Source organism: Nonomuraea sp. LPB2021202275-12-8 (genome assembly GCF_037044575.1).
Lineage (GTDB): Bacteria > Actinomycetota > Actinomycetes > Streptosporangiales > Streptosporangiaceae > Nonomuraea.
Genome location: NZ_JBAHWD010000017.1, coordinates 14,551 through 31,056, shown reverse-complemented (window position 1 = coordinate 31,056; position 16,506 = coordinate 14,551). Strand labels below are relative to the sequence as shown.

The following is a 16,506-nucleotide window of genomic DNA, read 5'->3' as shown; positions in this document are numbered from 1 at the left end:
GCGATCTCCTGTGTCGTGCCTGCCGGCTCAACCCGCAAGAGGCCTGGTAGGCCCGCCCGGGTGGGCCGGAAAACTGTAGCGGTGGCAGGGGACGATGATGGGCCCGGCCGCGCTTGCGGCGGGATAGTCGTAAGGGCCATCGTCGATCCACCCGTTGCGTGCATAGAACCGCCGGGCACGGGTGTTGCCACTGGCCACGGCGAGCCACGCCCGCTTGTAGCCGTTCGCAGCGACCCGGTATGTCGCCTCGCTGAGCAGGACGGCGGCGACTCCGGTGCCGCGCTGTTGCTCAGCCACGTAGATTTGCTCGACCTCGTCCATGACCACCATGGTGAACCCCACGACCGCGCCTTCGGCGACGGCGACTGTTGTGTCGCTGATCCGCTCTGACGAACGCACGTGAAACGCTTCTGCTGTGCGAGCGGCGACGAGTTCGTCGGGGACGTGGCCCAGATGCCCATCACGCCATCCCTGATGCCAGATACGGGCAATCATGTCTGCGTCGTCGGCGCGGGCCAAGCGGAGGATCACGGATCCATTGTCACTCATTGGCAGAAGACCTCTGGAAGGTGACAGGCGAGTGTCGAGCTGCCACCGAGCCATTTGATGGTGCCGCTATCGAGCCGATTCGCATACGGGCATGCTTGTGACCTCGATGCTCGCGCTGATGTACAGCAGGGTTTTCGACGTCGCCGAGCATCACGAGCCGCTTCTCTACCCGGCCTTGAGAGACACATCTCGGCACCCGTGCGGTCAAAGCCAGCCGGCTTCGCCGGCGATGCGTACGGCATCGACTCGATTGCGCGCACCCAGCTTGGTGACCGCGGCCGCTAGATAGTTGCGAACGGTCCCGTACGACAGAGACATGTCAGTAGCGATCTCAGCGGCGGAAGCACCGGCGGCGTGGCGCTTGAGGACCTCGAGCTCGCGAGGCGAGAGCGGGTTGCGAGATGTTTCCAGCGCCGCCAGCGCCAACTTCGCGTCGATCACGCGTTCACCACTGGCCACTCGCCGTACGGCATCGATCAGCTCCTGTGCCGGCGTGTCCTTGACGATGAAGCCGAAGACGTGCGCGGCAAGAGCACGACGGAGCGTTCCTGGCCTGCCGAGGCCGGTCAAGATCAGCGTACGGCACTGGGGCAACTGCCGGTGTATCTCCGCTGCGGCGGTCAGCCCGTCAGTGCCGGGCAGGTCGATGTCGAGCACGGCCACGTCCGGCTGATGGCGGAGTACGGCAGGCAAGACTTCCGCACCGGAGGCAAGCTCGGCGACAATTTCGATGTCATCCTCCAACTCCAGGAGGGCGACCAGGGTGTCACGCAGGATGCGCATGTCCTCAGCGATCAGAACCCGGACCAACTGTCCCTCCCCCAGCAACCACCATGAGCCGACGTCGGTTCCGCCCCGGCCCTCAACCTAACATCACAGGCGCTGGTCACGCCGTGAACGGGATCTTCACCATCACCTCGAACCGGCCTTTCCCGTCCGGCCCGACGGTGAGTTGCCCGCCGAGGGCTTGCACACGTACGCGCAGGCTTCGCACACCGACGCCGCTGGTGGTGGACACCTCAGCTGTGGGAACGCCGTCGTTGACGACGTACAGCCGAAAGGCCCCATCGGCCACGGACAACTGGATGGTGCACTGTTGCGCGGTGGAGTGGCGCAGGATGTTGGTGATGGCCTCCCGCAATACCGTGGCGAGCACTGCATCGATAGAGGGCGGGACTGGCGAGGACGGGACAAGGGCGCGCACCTCGATGTCGGCAGTCGCCAGTGTGTCGCGAGCTGCGTCGAGTTCGCTGCGCAGGGACAGGAGGTTATGCGCCTCGCCGGTCACCGACAGCATGTCGGACCGCGCCCTGGCCACCAGTGTCATCAGGCGTTCGAGCTCATCGCGGGCCCGGGTGTCGTCTCGGCCGATCAGTCTTATGATCAGGTCACACTTGAGCGCCACCGCCGACAGCCCCAGCCCCAAAAGGTCATGGACATCGCGCGCCACACGCAGCCGCTCATGCAGGACAGCCATCTGGGCCAGGTCTTGGCGCGCCGCCTCTACTTGGTGCGCGAGGTCGCTCAGACGAGTCAATCCGTAGATCACAAGTCCGTATGCTGCGACCGTGGTTGACGCGTACACCGGGTAATAGGGGGTGACGTTATAAGTGGTGTACGGCCGGGAGGCCGCCATGATCATGCCCACAGTGAAGGAGATGACGACGAATCCTGCCCACGCCCACCGGCCGCGCAGCAGCAGAAGCATCGAGCCTGCTGCGCACGTGGCCATCGCGAGAAGAGTCAGCTCGACGCGAAAGGACACCAAGCTCAAGAGCGTTTGAGCGGCGAGGGTCCAGGCCCAGGCGCGTGGCCGGCTGCCTTCCCGGCGTGAGGGCGTGTGGTGGAGCTGGAGCATCACGATCGCGATGACGATGAGCACGGAACTGACCGCGGCCATAGTCGGGGGCTCCGATTGCACAACGTTCGCCACAATTTGCGTGGAAAAGGCACACAAGACCACGACCAACACGAATCGAGCCACCCGCGGCGCCATGGTATCCCCCGGCTGTCCAGCCTCGGACGTACTGGGGTCAGGGTCATCATCGGCGACCGCCACCCGAACCTGGGCCAGCGCCTGGCGTGCGACAGCGGCCGCATCCACGATCTGACTGCGGGCCTGATCGGGGATGTCGGCCAGGACCAGTCGGGCAGCGGTGGCGTGTGCGTTGACAGCCTCGAGCCGGTCACCGATCGCCTCGCGCAGGCGGCCCTCTGAGCGAAGGCGTTGTCGCGTAGTGGCCAGGGCCGCACGTTCGGCCTGGGTCGCGTGCAGGCCAGTGACCAGATCGGCCAGGCGCACGAGACCGAACAACGCCACGGCTGTGTTCACGGGGACGCTGAAGGCCCAGATGGTCGCCGAGACGGACGTACCGACAGGAAGCGAGATGTCGATTCGCAGAGCCGCTTCGACCATGAGGACGGCTCCGAACAGGACCCACGACACCGGAGCTCTCACGGTGAGCAGGATCAGGCCAGCCAGAAATCCCGGCAGGCCGACGACCCAGTCCTGACCGAAGATGGCGAAAGGAAGGTAGGTCAGAACGACCTGTGCGGCGAGGAGCCAGTTTCGATGGCGCTTCCAGACCGCCCGGCCGAGAGGGACGGTGTACAGCAACGGCAGCGCGAACGTCGCCGCGGCCGCCGCCGCAGCGGCCGGCCCCGCGTTATCGAACGCAACGGCTAATCTCGCCGGAAAAACCAGGCACAGGAAGGCCGCAGCGAACATCCACGCAGTCCGCGGGGCCAAATCCCCCCGTCGGCCGGCATTGCTCAATCCACGCCTCCAGGTCACGCATGCACCCCCGCCAGCAACCGTAGGTCATTTCGGTCTATTACACGCAGAGTGATATGCAGAGTATGCACTTTGCCGGGGTCGCAGCCGTGAAGCATTGTCGCTCGCTGCCATTCGTTGCGCGGCGACCGTAAATGAGACCGGCTGCGAGGGCATCGCCGTCCAGGTGGACCAATTGGAACGCGAGCAGGTGCGCACTCTCGTCGAGCGGATCGCACGTGGCAGGATCAGCTCATGCGCGATGAGCTGGATCGGCCACTTCCGGTCGAACTTCTGGGAAGCATCGACACTCATCCTCAGTTGGTATTGGGCTCGGCTGCCGAGCAGTGGTCGCGTTCAACGACTTGTGTACTTGCGACCCTCGACGGCGAGTTCGTTGCCTTCGACCGGGCGTCCTTACTGGCCGGCAAGCCGACTCCCGTCGACCGCTGGCCGCGTGAACCGGGCGCCATGGCAGCGCTGACACCCACGGGCACGACGCTGATCGTGGCCGGTGCCGAATCGATCCGGGCGATGTCCGGTGATCGCATCCTGTGGGAGCACCGGCATGCGCGCTGGGCCGTGCAGGGGGTTCGAGGGCCTGGCCTGTCCCCCGCGCTCGGGGCTCCTCCGGCGGTCAGCCCCGACGGAACCCAGGTGTCTGTGCTGGTTGCCGGAGCGTCAACGCGGTCAGATGACAGGACCGTATGGTCGACCTGGCTGCTGCTGGACACTGTCACCGGCGATGTTCTCGCCGAGCACCGTCTCGGGTTTCCGACACTCGAGGTCACTCAACGCTGGCACTCCGACAGCCGTCATCTCACCGTCTCGCGGTGGATCGATTGGGAGAGCTGGGTCACGTTGTACGTTGACCTGACCGAGCAGCCGCTGCGAACGCGCTGGATTCGCAACATGCGCGAGATCACCGATCTGCTCACCCCGACACGCCTGCTGTCCTTGCGCCGTGCCGAGTACATTGCAGGAACGGACGACGACCGAGCGGACGTCGGCATCCACCAGCTCATCGGATCGCAGGAATGTGAGCTGGCGCGACTCGACGTGCTACATCTGGGTGGCGGGTTCAACGAGGAACCCCACGACGTGCGCAAGCTCGGCGTAGATCATGTGCTGTTCAGCCCCGGTGCGTGCCATCTGCTGCTTGGAGCCGAGCACCTGCGGCCCCTCGGACGCCTCGACTATCCCGACGACAGGGTCGGGCCGCACATCGCCCCTCTTCCCGCCGGCACGTGGCTCACCGTTGACGTCAACGAGGGCGGAATGTCGCGTTTGCGGCATTGGAGGTTGGCCTGATACGAGACAGAAGTGGAAGCCGGAGACACTGCGCCGCCTCCGCCCCCACTGCTGCTGCCGGAACAGCCGTCTGATGTTGTGCTGGTGGACCCCCCGGATGAGGTTGAGGCGGGGACGCTGACGCCCGAGGAGTGGGAGGCACGCCGGCTCGCGCGACGGTCTCGGTAGCCGATGACGAACAGATCAATAACGGCAAACGGCGCATCGTGCCCCCAGCGCGTCAGACGTCATCCTTTGCCCTTTTGGTGAGGGTACGCGGGCCGACCCTTGGGTGAGGGGAGCGTCCTGGGCATGATGTGCCAACCGTTGGCGGCCCCGATGAGATGTGGAGGATCCCATGCACGCAGCGACTCCCCGCGCCGAGGGTCTTTCATGACCCCTCGGCACGGTCTGGTACGGCGTCAACTCCTTTGCCAGCGGCAGATCTTCTTGGTGAAGATGCTCGCCCCAAGGCGCTGGTAGAAGCGCTGCGCCGCCTGGTTGGCTTCCGCCACTTCCCAGCGGATCGTCCGACCGCTGGACGCGTCGGCGAGGGCGTGCATGAGCTGTGTGCCGACTCCGGTGCTGCGCTCGCTCGTACTGACATACAGGTCGTCGAGCGCGAGATAGTCTTGGCCGCTCCACAGGCTGACCCGCTCGACCCAGGAGACGTAGCCGATCGCCCTGTCAGCTCGCTCAGCGATCAGATAACCGATATCGCTGCGGCTGCTCAGCAGGTCCCTCAGACGATCTGCGCTCACCACTACATCGCTCGCTTGCCCCTGATGTGTCGCCAGTTCCCGCATCAGGGCGCGCAAGGTGGTCGCGTCGGCAGGGATGGCGGGGCGGATTGTCACCGTCATGGTGTATCTCCTCATGCATGTCGCTTCGACAAGAGTCGTCTCGTTACGTGAGAGCTTGGTCATCGGCGGAAGCGGCGGTCGATGGGTGGGTCGGGGGAATGTGCCGGAGTCGGGTGAACGCCAGCCATGCCGCGGCGACGGCGATGATCGTCGCGGCGCCTGCGGCGACGTTGAGTCCGTTGGTGAAGGCCTGCCGGGCTGCGGCCAGCAGCGTCGCACCGAGGGCGTCGGGCAGATCTGGTGCAGCCGACACCGCGCCGCCCAGGCTGTCGAGGCTTGCCTCCGCGACCTCAGGCGAGAGCCCGGCCGGTAGCGTCTGGCTCGCCTGGGAGCGGTAGACCATCGCGCCGATGCTGCCGATGACGGCGATACCGAGCGAGATGCCGAGGTCGCTACAGGTCGTGGCGAGTCCGGAGGCTGCTCCGGCCTTGTGCGGAGGTGCCGATCCGACGACCATGTCCGTGGTGAGGGCCATGGAAGGTGCGACGGCGGGATAGAGCACGATGAAACCGGTCAGGAGCATCGCCAGCCCGTCGATGCTGCCGACCTGGCTGATCATCAGGTAACCGACCGCTTGTATGGCGAGGCCGACTGCGATGAGCAGGCCTGGGCGCACGCGCCGGGCCAGGATGGGTGACAGGGTGGAAACCACGACCAGCAGCGCTGCGGCGGGCAACACCCAAAGGCCTGCTTGCAGCGGAGAGAGTCCTTCGACCAATTGCAGGTGCTGGGTGACCAGGAGATAGATGGCTCCCAGGGCGATGGCGGAGAGCAGGGAGACGCCGAGCGCCGCGCTGATGGTCCGATTGGCGAACAGTCGTATGTCCAGCAGCGGATCCGTGGAGCGAAGTTGGCGTCTGAAGAACCAGACGCCGAAGGCTGCTCCTACCGTGATCGCAGCCAGCGGTGGGCCCAGCGAGTCGCCTCGGGCCACTTCCTTGATTCCGTAGACGATCGGCAGGAGCGTCGCCAGCGACAACGCCACGCTGATCAGGTCCGGGCGCTTGGCCGCGGGGTTGCGATTGTCGGGCAGCAGCAACGGTGCGCCCACCAGCACCACCACCATGATCGGAACGGCGACCAGGAAGGCCGCCCGCCAGGAGAACAGCTCCAGCAATGTTCCGCCGACCACGGGGCCGAGGGCGGTGCCGACCGAAATGGCTCCTGACCAGACGCCGACGGCGATGCCGCGCTGTCGCGGCTCGGTGAAGGTGGTGAAGATCAGGCCCAGGGTGGCCGGCATCTGGGTGGCGGCAGCGACGCCCAGGACGGCTCTCCAGAGGATCATGAGCTGGGGGTCGGTGGTGTTGGCGGCGATCAGCGAGACGACGGCGAAGGTGGCAGCGCCTGTCATCAGCAACCGGCGGTGCCCGAAACGATCCCCGAGGGTGCCCATCGTGACGAGGAAGCCGGCCATCAGGAAGCCGTAGATATCGGTGATCCACAGCGTCTCGGTATGGGACGACTGAAGGTCTGTGGCCAGTTGGGGAATGGCCAGGAACAAGATGGTGAGCATCATGAACAGCAGCAGGGCCGGCAGGGCCAACACGATCAGGGAGAGCCAGAGCGTGATGTTGTTGTGCCGGTGGAGATGAATCGTTGAAGACGCCATGGCGCTCCTCGGTGTGTGTCCTTACAAGGCACGTTGCCCGCGGATGCGGGCAAGAGGTTCGAACCCGCGTGCGAGCGATTGCCCGGGATTGGTCACGCGGTGTCTCGTACGTGGATGGTGGCCAAGGGAGCGGCGCAGGCTCCCTGGTGTGCCTTGGGGGTCGCTTCGGCTGACGCGCATGTCCGCGGCAGCCGAAGCGACGAGCAGGCGGTCACCTTCCTGCGGCGACCCTGGTGACGGAATCTGTGTCAGCGGTGGCGGCGCGGTGTGACGCGTCGTCACCGTCGGTCGGGCCCGGCACTCGCCGGTTACCCGATCGCTGGATCATCCAGCGGATCACCGCGGTGACGGCCAGAGTCCCCAGAGCTCCTATGAGCATCAGCCTGATGAGGGTCAGGACCGCTTCCCAAGGCCAGTCGCTGCCGGTCAGCTTGACGTCGGCCAGCGGGAACTCCAATGTCTTTGCCGTCCACCGGGCGGTCTGCAGGTCGTAGGTACGGGCGATGTCCCGGATGACTGGGTTGAACGCGAACTCCTCGTCGGGGTGGAGGTACTCGGGCTGAAGACCGCCCGTGATCGTCGTCTGCGCCGCGCCCATCACTTGACGCCGGGCGGCGTCCAGCCCGGGAACGAGCAGGCGTTCCAGGTCTCCGGCAGCCGCAGTGACGGTCGAGCGCGGCACGAAGGTCAGGCCGTGCCGGGAGCGGATGGGGCCATCTCCGAGCGCGACGGTGTCGCCGACCATCGCATGCTCGGTGTAGGAGACGAAAGCGGAAGCGAGTTCCACCTCGCCGATGCCATCGGTGAGTTGCACGCCGATCGTGGTCGGCCCCGGGCGGTAGGAGGTGTTGAGCGCGACGACCGCGTCAGCGGGCTCGAGAGCGAGGGCGGGGATCTGGGCGGCGGTACCGGGAGAGTAGTGCCGCCAGTGGATGCGCTCCGCCGCCTCTCTCGCCGTCTCGCTGTCGATGAGGCGCTCGATGATGCGCAGCGCGCCGTCGATTCCGGACAGCACACCGGCAGTCGTGATCACGTTGCCGTCGTCGACGTACCGCTGGCCATTGCTCCACTGGACGGCTGGGTGGTCGTCGCGCAGCCTGGACATGCGCCACCAATGCGAAGTCGCGGGTCTGCCGTCCAGCAGGCCGCTGGCGGCCAGTGTGTCAGCCCCGGTGCAGACACTGAGCATGAGCGCGCCGGCGGTGGACTGGCGCTGCAACCATGCGTTGGTCGAGGTGCGTTCCGCGGGCTCGGGCTTCTGCAGCGCAGGAATGACGACAGCATCGACGCTGTCGCGCTGCCGGCTCATCAGCTGGGCCAGCTCGTCAAAGGTCAGATCGGGAACGATGTCAAGCCCGCCCGTCATCGGCAGCAGTCGGGCGCCGGCGGAGACGACGTAGGTGTTCATCCGTCCTGTGCCCGCCAGGATTTCGTAGGGAGCGAGCAGATCTGCCACGTTGGTGCCGTTGTCGCTGCCGAGGAAGGCAATGGTGGGCTTGTTACGGTCATGATTTGCCGTCTTGGCAGCCACTTTGATCTTGCCCGCATCCGGGCGCGCCTTATACAGATCGGCGAACACGCTGACGGTGTTCACCGCGGAGACGCCTCCCGCCACGAGCAGCGCGACCAGCACGACAGCCGTGCGCACCAGCCATCGCCGCCGGCCGGAAGGGCGGGAGCGCAGATACTCGGTGCGCCGTCGCGCCATGGCGAGCGGCATACAGACGAGCATGAGCATGTGCCCAGCCATCATCACCGTAGCGCCGGACATCGCACCGAGCCAGAACGGGACGAGCAGCACGAGGAACGGGCCGATCATTGCCAGCGCCATCTCGGCGATGGCGAGCAAGCTGTAGCGGCGGACACCCATCCACACCGCTACGGCGAGGGCCATCTGGACGGCCATGATCAGAGCGCTGACATCTAAGCGGGCGACCGGGGGCAAGAGCGCTGCCCAGACCGGGTCGAGCAGCAGCATCCCGAAGAACATCGCGATCATCAGTTCGAGGAACCGCCCCACGAAGCGGCCGGCCATGCCGACCCTGCTGGGACGTGGCGCAGAAATCACCATTGTGGTTCTCCTAACGTGAGGAACGGGACAGTGCTGTATCCGTCCTGGGGAGCAGATACAGGGGGCTGGTGCAGGGGGGCCTGTCCGGGGCGGGGACGCTACGGGCGCTGCACCATCCGCGGTGTGAATCGAGGTGATCAGTGGTGAGGGTGGTCCCCATGGCGACCTCTCTGGGATTTGCACCAGCAGCCGGCCCGGGTCCGGCCCTGCGACCGTGACGATCGGAGAACGGGTGTGGCGCTGTTTGTGGTTGTGCTGCTGAGTGTGATCCGTCGTGGTGAAACGCCACCAGTGCTTGCGGCACGTCTCCGAGGTGGGCTTCGCACAGGAGTGAACGTGTGTTTTGCACGGGTCTTCCTCTCCTGATCGCACGGCATGATCGGCTGCCGCGAGATGCGTTCGAGAGGGGGCTGCAACTGCTCAGCGCCAAAGCGAGCGATCGGCTGGAGCTGAACCGACTATCTGGAGATCCTGCTGCGTAGGCCGGGCGCGCTATCGGGATCAACGGCATTGGAGCAGGCCCGCCTGTCGGGCACGAGTATGGCGTCGCCGGGATCGCTGCGGCTTCGAAGGCGGGGGCGCTGACAGCCGAGGGCCTTGTGTCCTGGACACTTGTCCACGACGACCTCGTTCGAGCTCTTCAGAACGGCCGTGGATCACGTTCGGCCCTGCTTGATTCTTGGCCTCGCGGAGCTGCCCGTGGATGCGGGCGAGGTCCTGTCGGAGCCGCTGATTCTCCTCCCGAAGCTGTGTGAGCGTCTCGTGAGCCAGCGTGAGGCGGCGTTTGAGCGATTCGGTGCTGGCGCGGCTGAGGCTGGTCACGCCGGATGAGACGGGTGGCCGGGCGTGCTGCCGTCGGAGGTGTTCGATCTGGGCACGAAGGTCAGGCCGGATCGAGGTCGACCTGACCACGAGCCGCGGCCTCAGCGATCACGGCCTGCATCAACTGCTCGAAGATGCCCGTCGTGGCCCACGACCGGAACCTGTCGTAGACGGTGGATCAAGGTCCGTACTCGGCGGGCCCATCTCGCCGCGGGCTGCCGGTCCGAAACAGCCACATCACAGCGTTGAACTGCTGCCGCAGGTCGGGAATGGGCCTCGCGCACCCATGGCAGGTGAGGCTCGATCAAGGACCACTCGTCATCGGTGAGGTCTTCCGCGCCATGGCGATGGCCTACCAGGGCCGGAAACCAAAGCGCAGGCGATCCCACTGATCTCAACCCCATACGGACCCTCAGGCGGGCCGCAAGTCCCGCCCGGTGGACCACACCGGCGGGCAGGACCCGTGAGCCCGCCCGGCCATCAGGCCGGGCGGGGCTACGACAGGTCGGCCTCGGCCAGCAGGAGGGGGACGGCGGCGGGGTCGCGCAGCAGCGCGGCGACCGCCAGCCGGTCGTTCCACTGACCGGTGGCCCAGGCCAGGCCGCGCGCCAGCCCGTCGAGGCCGGTGCAGTGCACGGCGCCCTCGAAGAAGCGCCACGCGCACGCCACCCCGTCCACCAGCAACTTCTCGTGCTCGACGTAGGTTTCGGGCGCCGTCGGGAGCAGGGAGCGCACCTGGGGCGGCACCTGCCGCGTCTCCCCCGCCGAGGTGACCTCCCCGGACGTCGTCTCGCCGGCGAGCGGCAGGTCGAGGAGCTCCGACAGCGACTCGGCCAGATCGTACGGCGCGAGCACCAGGGGATGGTGGGTGACCAACTGCAGCAGGTCGGGAGCCTCCACCACGACGACGTCCTCGGCGTCGGCCACCACGATGTCGCCGCCGAGCACCGAGCGCACCCGGGGCGGCGGCGCCACCCGGGAGGGCTCGACGCCCGCGAGGGCGATCCACAGCGCGCGCAGCTGGCCGCGGTCGACCTCGACGGACTCGTCGGCCATCAGGTCGAGCAGCTCCTCCGGGCCGCCGTGGGAGTCGAGCAGCTCGGCCAGCGTGGTGCGCACGCCGAGCATCGCCAGCGCCGCCTCGTCGAGCCCCACCGGCGCGTCACCGTAGAGGCCCTGCAGCAGCGGGTCGGCGCCGGGCAACCGCAGCTCACGCGGCTTGCGCCCGCCGAGCACGGGCCGGCCGGCCAGCCACCAGGCGGTGTAGGAGGGCACCTCGACGCCCTCGACGCGCAGCGGGTGCAGCGCCGCGCGCAGCGGCGGCCTGGTCAGCAGCTCCAGCGCGGCAGGCCAGTCGGCGACGAGCTCCAGATCCCGCACCGCCACGAACTCCGGCACCACCGGCGGCACGTCCAGCTCCGGCAGCAGGTCGTGCACGTGGTCGAGCCACTCGTCCTCGCGATCGAGGTCGTGGTCGCAGTCGTCATGGTCGAGCAGCACATCGGAGTCGTGCACCGCGGCGAAGCCGTCGAGCACTCCGGCGGCGGCCAGCACCCGCGGGCCGTAGGTCTCCTCCAGCTCGGCGGCGGCCACACCGAGGTGCGTGTCGGGCTCCAGCAGCCCCGCCAGCGCCCCGCCGGCCAGCATCAGCTCGCCCGCCGGGTAGAGCTCGCCGTCGGCGCCGCGCAGCGCCAGCTCGGCCAGCCACGGCGCCTCGCCGGGGGCCAGCGACGCCGCCTCGACGAGGGACAGCACCGCCTTGGCCACCGGCTCGGGGTCGGAGCTGTCGAGCGACTGGGAGACGGCCGCCTTGGTGAGCGGGTCGTCGAGGATGGTCCGCGGGGTGGCCTCGGCCGCGCCAAGCCGCAGCAGGGCGGGATGGGCGGCGTCGGGGTGCACGATGCGCAGCCCGAGCGGCGCGAGATCGAGCCCGACCTGCTCGGGCCCGCCGCCCGAGGCGACCGATCCGGGCTCCAGGATGAGCGTGCCGCGCGGGCCGCGCACCAGCCGCCCGTCGGCCAGCGGCACCGGCAGGGCGCCGAGCGACTCCGGATCGTCGGCCGGGAGCACCTCGTAGAGGGAGCGCCACCACGACGGGTCGCGCGCCTCCACCGCCTCCCCCGACAGCAGGTCCACCACGTCGGCCAGCTCCACCCGGCGCACGCCGAGCGAGACCATGGCGGGGTGGCGGGCAGGCCAGCCCGCCGGCAGCAGCCCGGGGACGAAATCGGCGACGGCCGCCAGCAGCTCGGACGATCCGGCCACCACGGCGGCCTCCCGGCCCGTGACGACCCACCCGTCGGCCTCCGGCTCCCTGGCCGGGTGCTCGACCTGCCACTCGGCGTCGGGCTCGTAGACGTCGGCGTCGGCGAACGACGGCGTCTGCACGGCGGGCGCGGGAGCCGACAGCGCGGGCAGCAGCGGGATGCCGGGGAGCCGCTCCAGGATGGCCCTGCGGACCCGGGCGTCGAGCTCGCCCTTGCCCATGAAGGCGGGGACCAGGTCGAGCAGCTTGGGAGTGCGCGGCAGCTCCCGCAGCAGCCTCACGTAGGCGTCGGCGGCCTTGCCGACCAGGAAGTCGGTCAGCGGGCCCCTGGCCACGTGGCGGCGGTCGGTGGCCATCGGGAAGGAGGCGATCAGCAGCGCGTGCAGGTCGAGCGGCTCGTCGCTGGGCGTCGGCGCGTGCACCACCGGCGGCACCGCGGCCGGCAGCGGACCCGGCTCCGACGTGCCGGTGAGCGGGACGGCCCAGCGCACCGACCAGAAGGGGCGGGCGCGCTCCTCCGTGGGACGGTCGGCGAAGAGCGCGGCCACCTCGTCGGGGGCGAACGCGCCGGAGTCGGACACCACGTGCCAGCCGTCGGCCGACACCGTGCGGACCGTGCCGTCGAGGTCGATCTCGATCGCGGTCAGGGCGGGCATGCCGAGCGGGAGCGCCGGGCTCGCCTCCTGCAGCATCCGCCGCACAGCCCGGGCCGACGCCTCGTCGCGGAGCGGGAGCCGTACGAGGGTGTCGAAGCCCTCGGGGACGTCGAGCGGATCGGCCGTGAACGGCAGGCGGAGCAGCGGGACGTGGCCGGAGCGGGAGGTGAGCTCGGCCGCGAGCTCGGGCGCCGCGGCCACCAGCGCGGTCGTCTCCTCGCGCGACCAGCGGACCGCATCCGAGCCGCGTGAGCCGATGGACGGCTCGTCGCAGACCGAGACCACCGCCGCGAACCCCACACCGAAACGGCCGGCCGCCCCCGCCTCGTCACGCTTGCCGGAGACGCGGAGCGTGGACAGGCCCTCCACACCGGTGGCGTCGAGCGGCGCGCCCGTGTTGGCGGCCGTCAACACGCCGTCGCGCAGCGTCAGCCGGAGCACCCCTGGCACGCCCGCGCGCAGCGCCGCGTCGGCGGCGTTCTGCGCCAGCTCCACGATCAGCCGGTCGCGGTAGCCGCCGAGCGCGAAGTCCTCCTCGGCGTTGGCGTCCTCACGGAACCTGGCAGGCGAGGCCGTCCAGGCGGCGAGCACCGCGGCTCGCATCCGGTCAGTGCCGAAGGTGTCGGTCATCGATCACGATCCTGTACTGGAAGTAGGGGGCCACCGTAGGTTAGCGGCCCGCACCGACACTCCCCGACAGGCGACGATCAGGAGTGACCGAGCTCCTCCGAGGCGGATTCGTCGACCGAACCGGCCTCCTCCTCCATCATGTCGAAGCGCAGCTCGTCGAGGATCGGCATGGCCTGGTCCACCGGCGGCGGCATGACGGCGGCCTCGGAGTGCGCGCCACAGCCGTGGTCGACGGCGACCACCCGGCCGTCGTCTGGCGCGTACTCGTTGGTGCAGACGCCGAACATCTGCCGGAGCTCACCCGCCAGCAGCCAGTAGAAGCCGCAGGTGGAGCACTGCGCGGGAGCGGCGTGTGCGATCGGAGTATGCGGCCCGTGCTCGCCCGAATGCCAGCGTCTGGCAGTCTGGTCTCTGCCGATGGCCGAGAGCACACGTGCCCGGCCCAGGCCGTACTCGAAAATCATCTGACGATCTGCGTCGTCGTCGGTCTCGGTGAACCCCGGCTCCAGCCGGTCGTCGTCGTCCGCCGTCGGCAGCAGGTCGCCCACGCCCAGGTCGCCGGGTCGCAGCCGCTCGCTCCACGGCAGCCACTCGGGCGCGAGCAGCGCCCCCGGCCCCGGCAGCAGGACGGCCTCGCTCACCGTGACGTTCTTGGCCCTGGACGCACGGGTGACCGTGACGGCCCAGCGCCAGCCGCGATAGGCGCGGTCGAGACAGGCGAAGTAGTGGGTGACGATCCGGTCGCCCTCGCCCTCGTAGCCGAGGTGCTCGCCGGGCTCGCCCGGCCGCGCCAGCTCCCCGGCGGCGGCGCGCGCCAGATCCACGGCGTCGACACAGGCCTGGTCGGGCGCGGAGACGCGGGTCCTGGCACGGCTCATCGGCCCGCCTCCGCCGAAAGGTGCTGTTCGCTCACACTTCATTCTCACCCATAGCCGGACCGGACGGGGCCCACAAGTCCGGATCCGGCGCTGAGATCGTCTCGCGATCGGGTAAGACTGGTAAGCGTGGAGGGAGGCTGGGAGCGAGCGAGAGAGATCTCGCGACGCATGGGACGCGGCGTCGCGGACGCGGGCCGCGCGACCGTGCGCGCCGGGAAGGCGACCGCCGGCGGCACCGCCCGGGCCGGCAAGGCCACGGGCAGGGGCGTGCGGAATGTCGGCCGGGCCACCCGCCGCCTCACCCACGCCAACGGCGCCGACCGCACCGGCCTCGGCCGCCTGATCGAGCTCACCGCCGGGCACAGCGCGGGCGACACGCTGGTCACCGTGGCGCTGGCCAGCACCGTCTTCTTCGGGGTGCCGGTCGGCGAGGCGCGCGGGCCCGTCGCCCTCTACCTGGTCATCACGATGCTGCCGTTCGCGTTGCTGGCGCCGTTCGTGGGACCGATCCTCGACCGGTTCAGGTCGGGCCGCCGCTACGTCATGGCCGGCACGCTGTTCGGCCGTGGCCTGCTGTGCTTCGCGATGGCCGCCGCTGTGGGGCCGCAGGACCTGGTGACGCTGTTCGCCGGGGCGCTGGGCGTGCTGGTGCTGTCGAAGGCCTACAACGTGTCGCGGGCCGCGATCATGCCGAGCGTGCTGCCCGCCGACATCACGCTGGTGTCGGCCAACGCGAGGGTGGCGCTGTTCTCCCTGGTGACCGCCGGGGTGATGGTGCCGGTCGGGGCGGGGCTGACGCTGTGGCTGGGCAGCACCGTGATGCTGCGGGTCGCGATGGTGGTGTTCCTGATCGGCGGGGTCTTCACGGTCCGGTTGCCGCGGCACGTCGACTCGCCGGACCTCGACGAGGAGACGCCCGCCGAAGGCCGGGCGCCGCGCTGGCGGACCCTGCTCAACGTGGGCCCCGCGGTGGGCGAGGCGGTCTGGGCCAACGTGGCCATCCGGCTGTTCTCCGGCTTCCTGCTGTTCTTCCTGCTCTTCCTGGTGCAGGACAAGGGCGTGCCGTGGCTGGCCGTGCCGGACCCGTTCTTCGACACCCCGAAGACGATCGCGGTGCTGGCGGCGGCGGCCGGGCTGGGCGGCCTGATCGGCGCGTTCGCCGCCAACTGGACGCGCAACCACGCGCCCGGCCTCGTCGTGCTGCTCACGCTGGCCACGACCGTGCTGACCACGATCCTGGCCGCGATCTTCTTCGGCCTGTGGGCCGCGGTCGCGATCTCGCTGATCACCGCGTTCGCCCAGGAGCTGGGCAAGCTCGCACTCGACGCGATCGTGCAGCGGGAGATCGGCGAGGAGGTCCGCTCGTCGACGTTCGGCGTGGTCGAGGCGATGCTCCAGCTCGCCTGGGTGTTCGGCGGGCTGATCGGCCTGGTCCTGTCGCTGACGGAGAGCAGCACGGCCGGGCTGGTCACGCTCGCCGTGGTGCTGACCTCCGTGCTCGGCTGGCTGGTCGTGACCAGGCGCACGCGCATCCGCGCCGCCAACCGCAGGGCGCGCGCCAAGTATCCGGAGACCTATCCGGAACAGCCCGCCGAGCCGATCGACACGACCAAGCCGCTGACGAACCCGAACGGTTAGGCGTCGAGGTCGTCGGCGACGGCCCTGAGCACCTGCGCGATCTTCTTGGCGTGCGCGGCGTCGGGATGCTTGCCCCGCTGATAGGAGGTGGAGACGTCGTCGAGCAGCTTGATCAGGTCCTCGACGATGACCACCAACTCGTCCGGCTTCTTACGCTTGGCCTTGGGCTTGACCTTGGCCAGCGTCGGCGGCTGCTCGAGGATCCGCACCGAGAGCGCCTGCTGGCCGCGCCGGCCCTCGGCCACGCCGAACTCGACCTTCTGGCCGGGCTTCAGTGGCCCGGCATTGGCCGGCAGCGCGGATGAATGCACGAAGACCTCACCGCCGTCGTCACGGGTGAGGAAGCCGAATCCTTTGTCGGCGTCGTACCACTTGACCTTGCCACTCGGCACAGGAGGACCTCGTTCAAACAGTCGTGATTAGGTGAATGGATGTAGGTTATGCCCCGCAGCGCGACA

11 protein-coding genes are annotated in these 16,506 nt (G+C 68.7%); 2 read left to right on the top strand and 9 right to left on the bottom strand.

The features are described from left to right. Positions 1 to 27 precede the first annotated feature (27 nt). The 3 genes from V5E28_RS27680 to V5E28_RS27670 form a co-directional block, all read right to left on the bottom strand. Entirely contained in the window at positions 28 to 531 is a 504-nt protein-coding gene (locus tag V5E28_RS27680; protein WP_336210726.1) for a GNAT family N-acetyltransferase, read from the bottom strand. A gap of 222 nt (positions 532 to 753) precedes the next feature. Then, positions 754 to 1,359: a response regulator transcription factor gene (locus tag V5E28_RS27675; RefSeq protein WP_336210723.1), complete on the bottom strand. Its 606-nt coding sequence runs from the start codon at positions 1,357 to 1,359 to the stop codon at positions 754 to 756. 76 nt (positions 1,360 to 1,435) lie between these two features. Further along, a complete protein-coding gene (locus V5E28_RS27670) occupies positions 1,436 to 3,277 on the bottom strand; it encodes a sensor histidine kinase (RefSeq protein ID WP_336210721.1) in 1,842 nt (613 codons plus the stop codon). 300 nt (positions 3,278 to 3,577) lie between these two features. On the opposite strand from V5E28_RS27670, the gene V5E28_RS27665 reads away from it, so the two are divergent. Further along, a complete protein-coding gene (locus V5E28_RS27665) occupies positions 3,578 to 4,633 on the top strand; it encodes a hypothetical protein (protein ID WP_336210718.1) in 1,056 nt (351 codons plus the stop codon). A gap of 401 nt (positions 4,634 to 5,034) precedes the next feature. On the opposite strand, the gene V5E28_RS27660 is transcribed toward V5E28_RS27665, so the two are convergent. From V5E28_RS27660 to V5E28_RS27635, 5 genes are all read right to left on the bottom strand, one after another. Further along, positions 5,035 to 5,475: a GNAT family N-acetyltransferase gene (locus V5E28_RS27660; RefSeq protein WP_336210716.1), complete on the bottom strand. Its 441-nt coding sequence runs from the start codon at positions 5,473 to 5,475 to the stop codon at positions 5,035 to 5,037. Positions 5,476 to 5,518: 43 nt separating this feature from the next. After that, positions 5,519 to 7,024 (bottom strand): MFS transporter, encoded by a 1,506-nt coding sequence (locus tag V5E28_RS27655; RefSeq protein WP_336211107.1) that lies wholly within the window; start codon positions 7,022 to 7,024, stop codon positions 5,519 to 5,521. Positions 7,025 to 7,298: 274 nt separating this feature from the next. After that, a complete protein-coding gene (locus V5E28_RS27650; protein WP_336210714.1) occupies positions 7,299 to 9,122 on the bottom strand; it encodes a DJ-1/PfpI family protein in 1,824 nt (607 codons plus the stop codon). Between the two features lie 1,353 nt (positions 9,123 to 10,475). Then, positions 10,476 to 13,532 (bottom strand): sacsin N-terminal ATP-binding-like domain-containing protein, encoded by a 3,057-nt coding sequence (locus V5E28_RS27640; RefSeq protein ID WP_336210711.1) that lies wholly within the window; start codon positions 13,530 to 13,532, stop codon positions 10,476 to 10,478. Positions 13,533 to 13,609: 77 nt separating this feature from the next. Further along, a complete protein-coding gene (locus V5E28_RS27635) occupies positions 13,610 to 14,410 on the bottom strand; it encodes a DUF3027 domain-containing protein (protein ID WP_336210709.1) in 801 nt (266 codons plus the stop codon). Between the two features lie 168 nt (positions 14,411 to 14,578). On the opposite strand from V5E28_RS27635, the gene V5E28_RS27630 reads away from it, so the two are divergent. After that, positions 14,579 to 16,048, top strand: coding sequence for an MFS transporter (locus V5E28_RS27630; RefSeq protein ID WP_336210707.1), 1,470 nt, complete (start codon positions 14,579 to 14,581; stop codon positions 16,046 to 16,048). Here V5E28_RS27630 and V5E28_RS27625 read toward each other — a convergent pair. Continuing rightward, a complete protein-coding gene (locus V5E28_RS27625; protein ID WP_336210703.1) occupies positions 16,045 to 16,440 on the bottom strand; it encodes a cold-shock protein in 396 nt (131 codons plus the stop codon). The two genes, V5E28_RS27630 and V5E28_RS27625, sit on opposite strands and share 4 nt — an antisense overlap. Positions 16,441 to 16,506 lie beyond the last annotated feature (66 nt).

Excerpts from the sequence above, each read along its gene's own strand:
- V5E28_RS27665 (WP_336210718.1), top strand. The coding sequence starts at position 3,578 with ATGCGCGATGAGCTGGATCGGCCACTTCCGGTCGAACTTCTGGGAAGC.
- V5E28_RS27630 (WP_336210707.1), top strand. The coding sequence starts at position 14,579 with ATGGGACGCGGCGTCGCGGACGCGGGCCGCGCGACCGTGCGCGCCGGG.
- V5E28_RS27660 (WP_336210716.1), bottom strand. The coding sequence starts at position 5,475 with ATGACGGTGACAATCCGCCCCGCCATCCCTGCCGACGCGACCACCTTG.
- V5E28_RS27670 (WP_336210721.1), bottom strand. The coding sequence starts at position 3,277 with ATGTTCGCTGCGGCCTTCCTGTGCCTGGTTTTTCCGGCGAGATTAGCC.
- V5E28_RS27650 (WP_336210714.1), bottom strand. The coding sequence starts at position 9,122 with ATGGCCGGCCGCTTCGTGGGGCGGTTCCTCGAACTGATGATCGCGATG.
- V5E28_RS27635 (WP_336210709.1), bottom strand. The coding sequence starts at position 14,410 with ATGAGCCGTGCCAGGACCCGCGTCTCCGCGCCCGACCAGGCCTGTGTC.
- V5E28_RS27640 (WP_336210711.1), bottom strand. The coding sequence starts at position 13,532 with ATGACCGACACCTTCGGCACTGACCGGATGCGAGCCGCGGTGCTCGCC.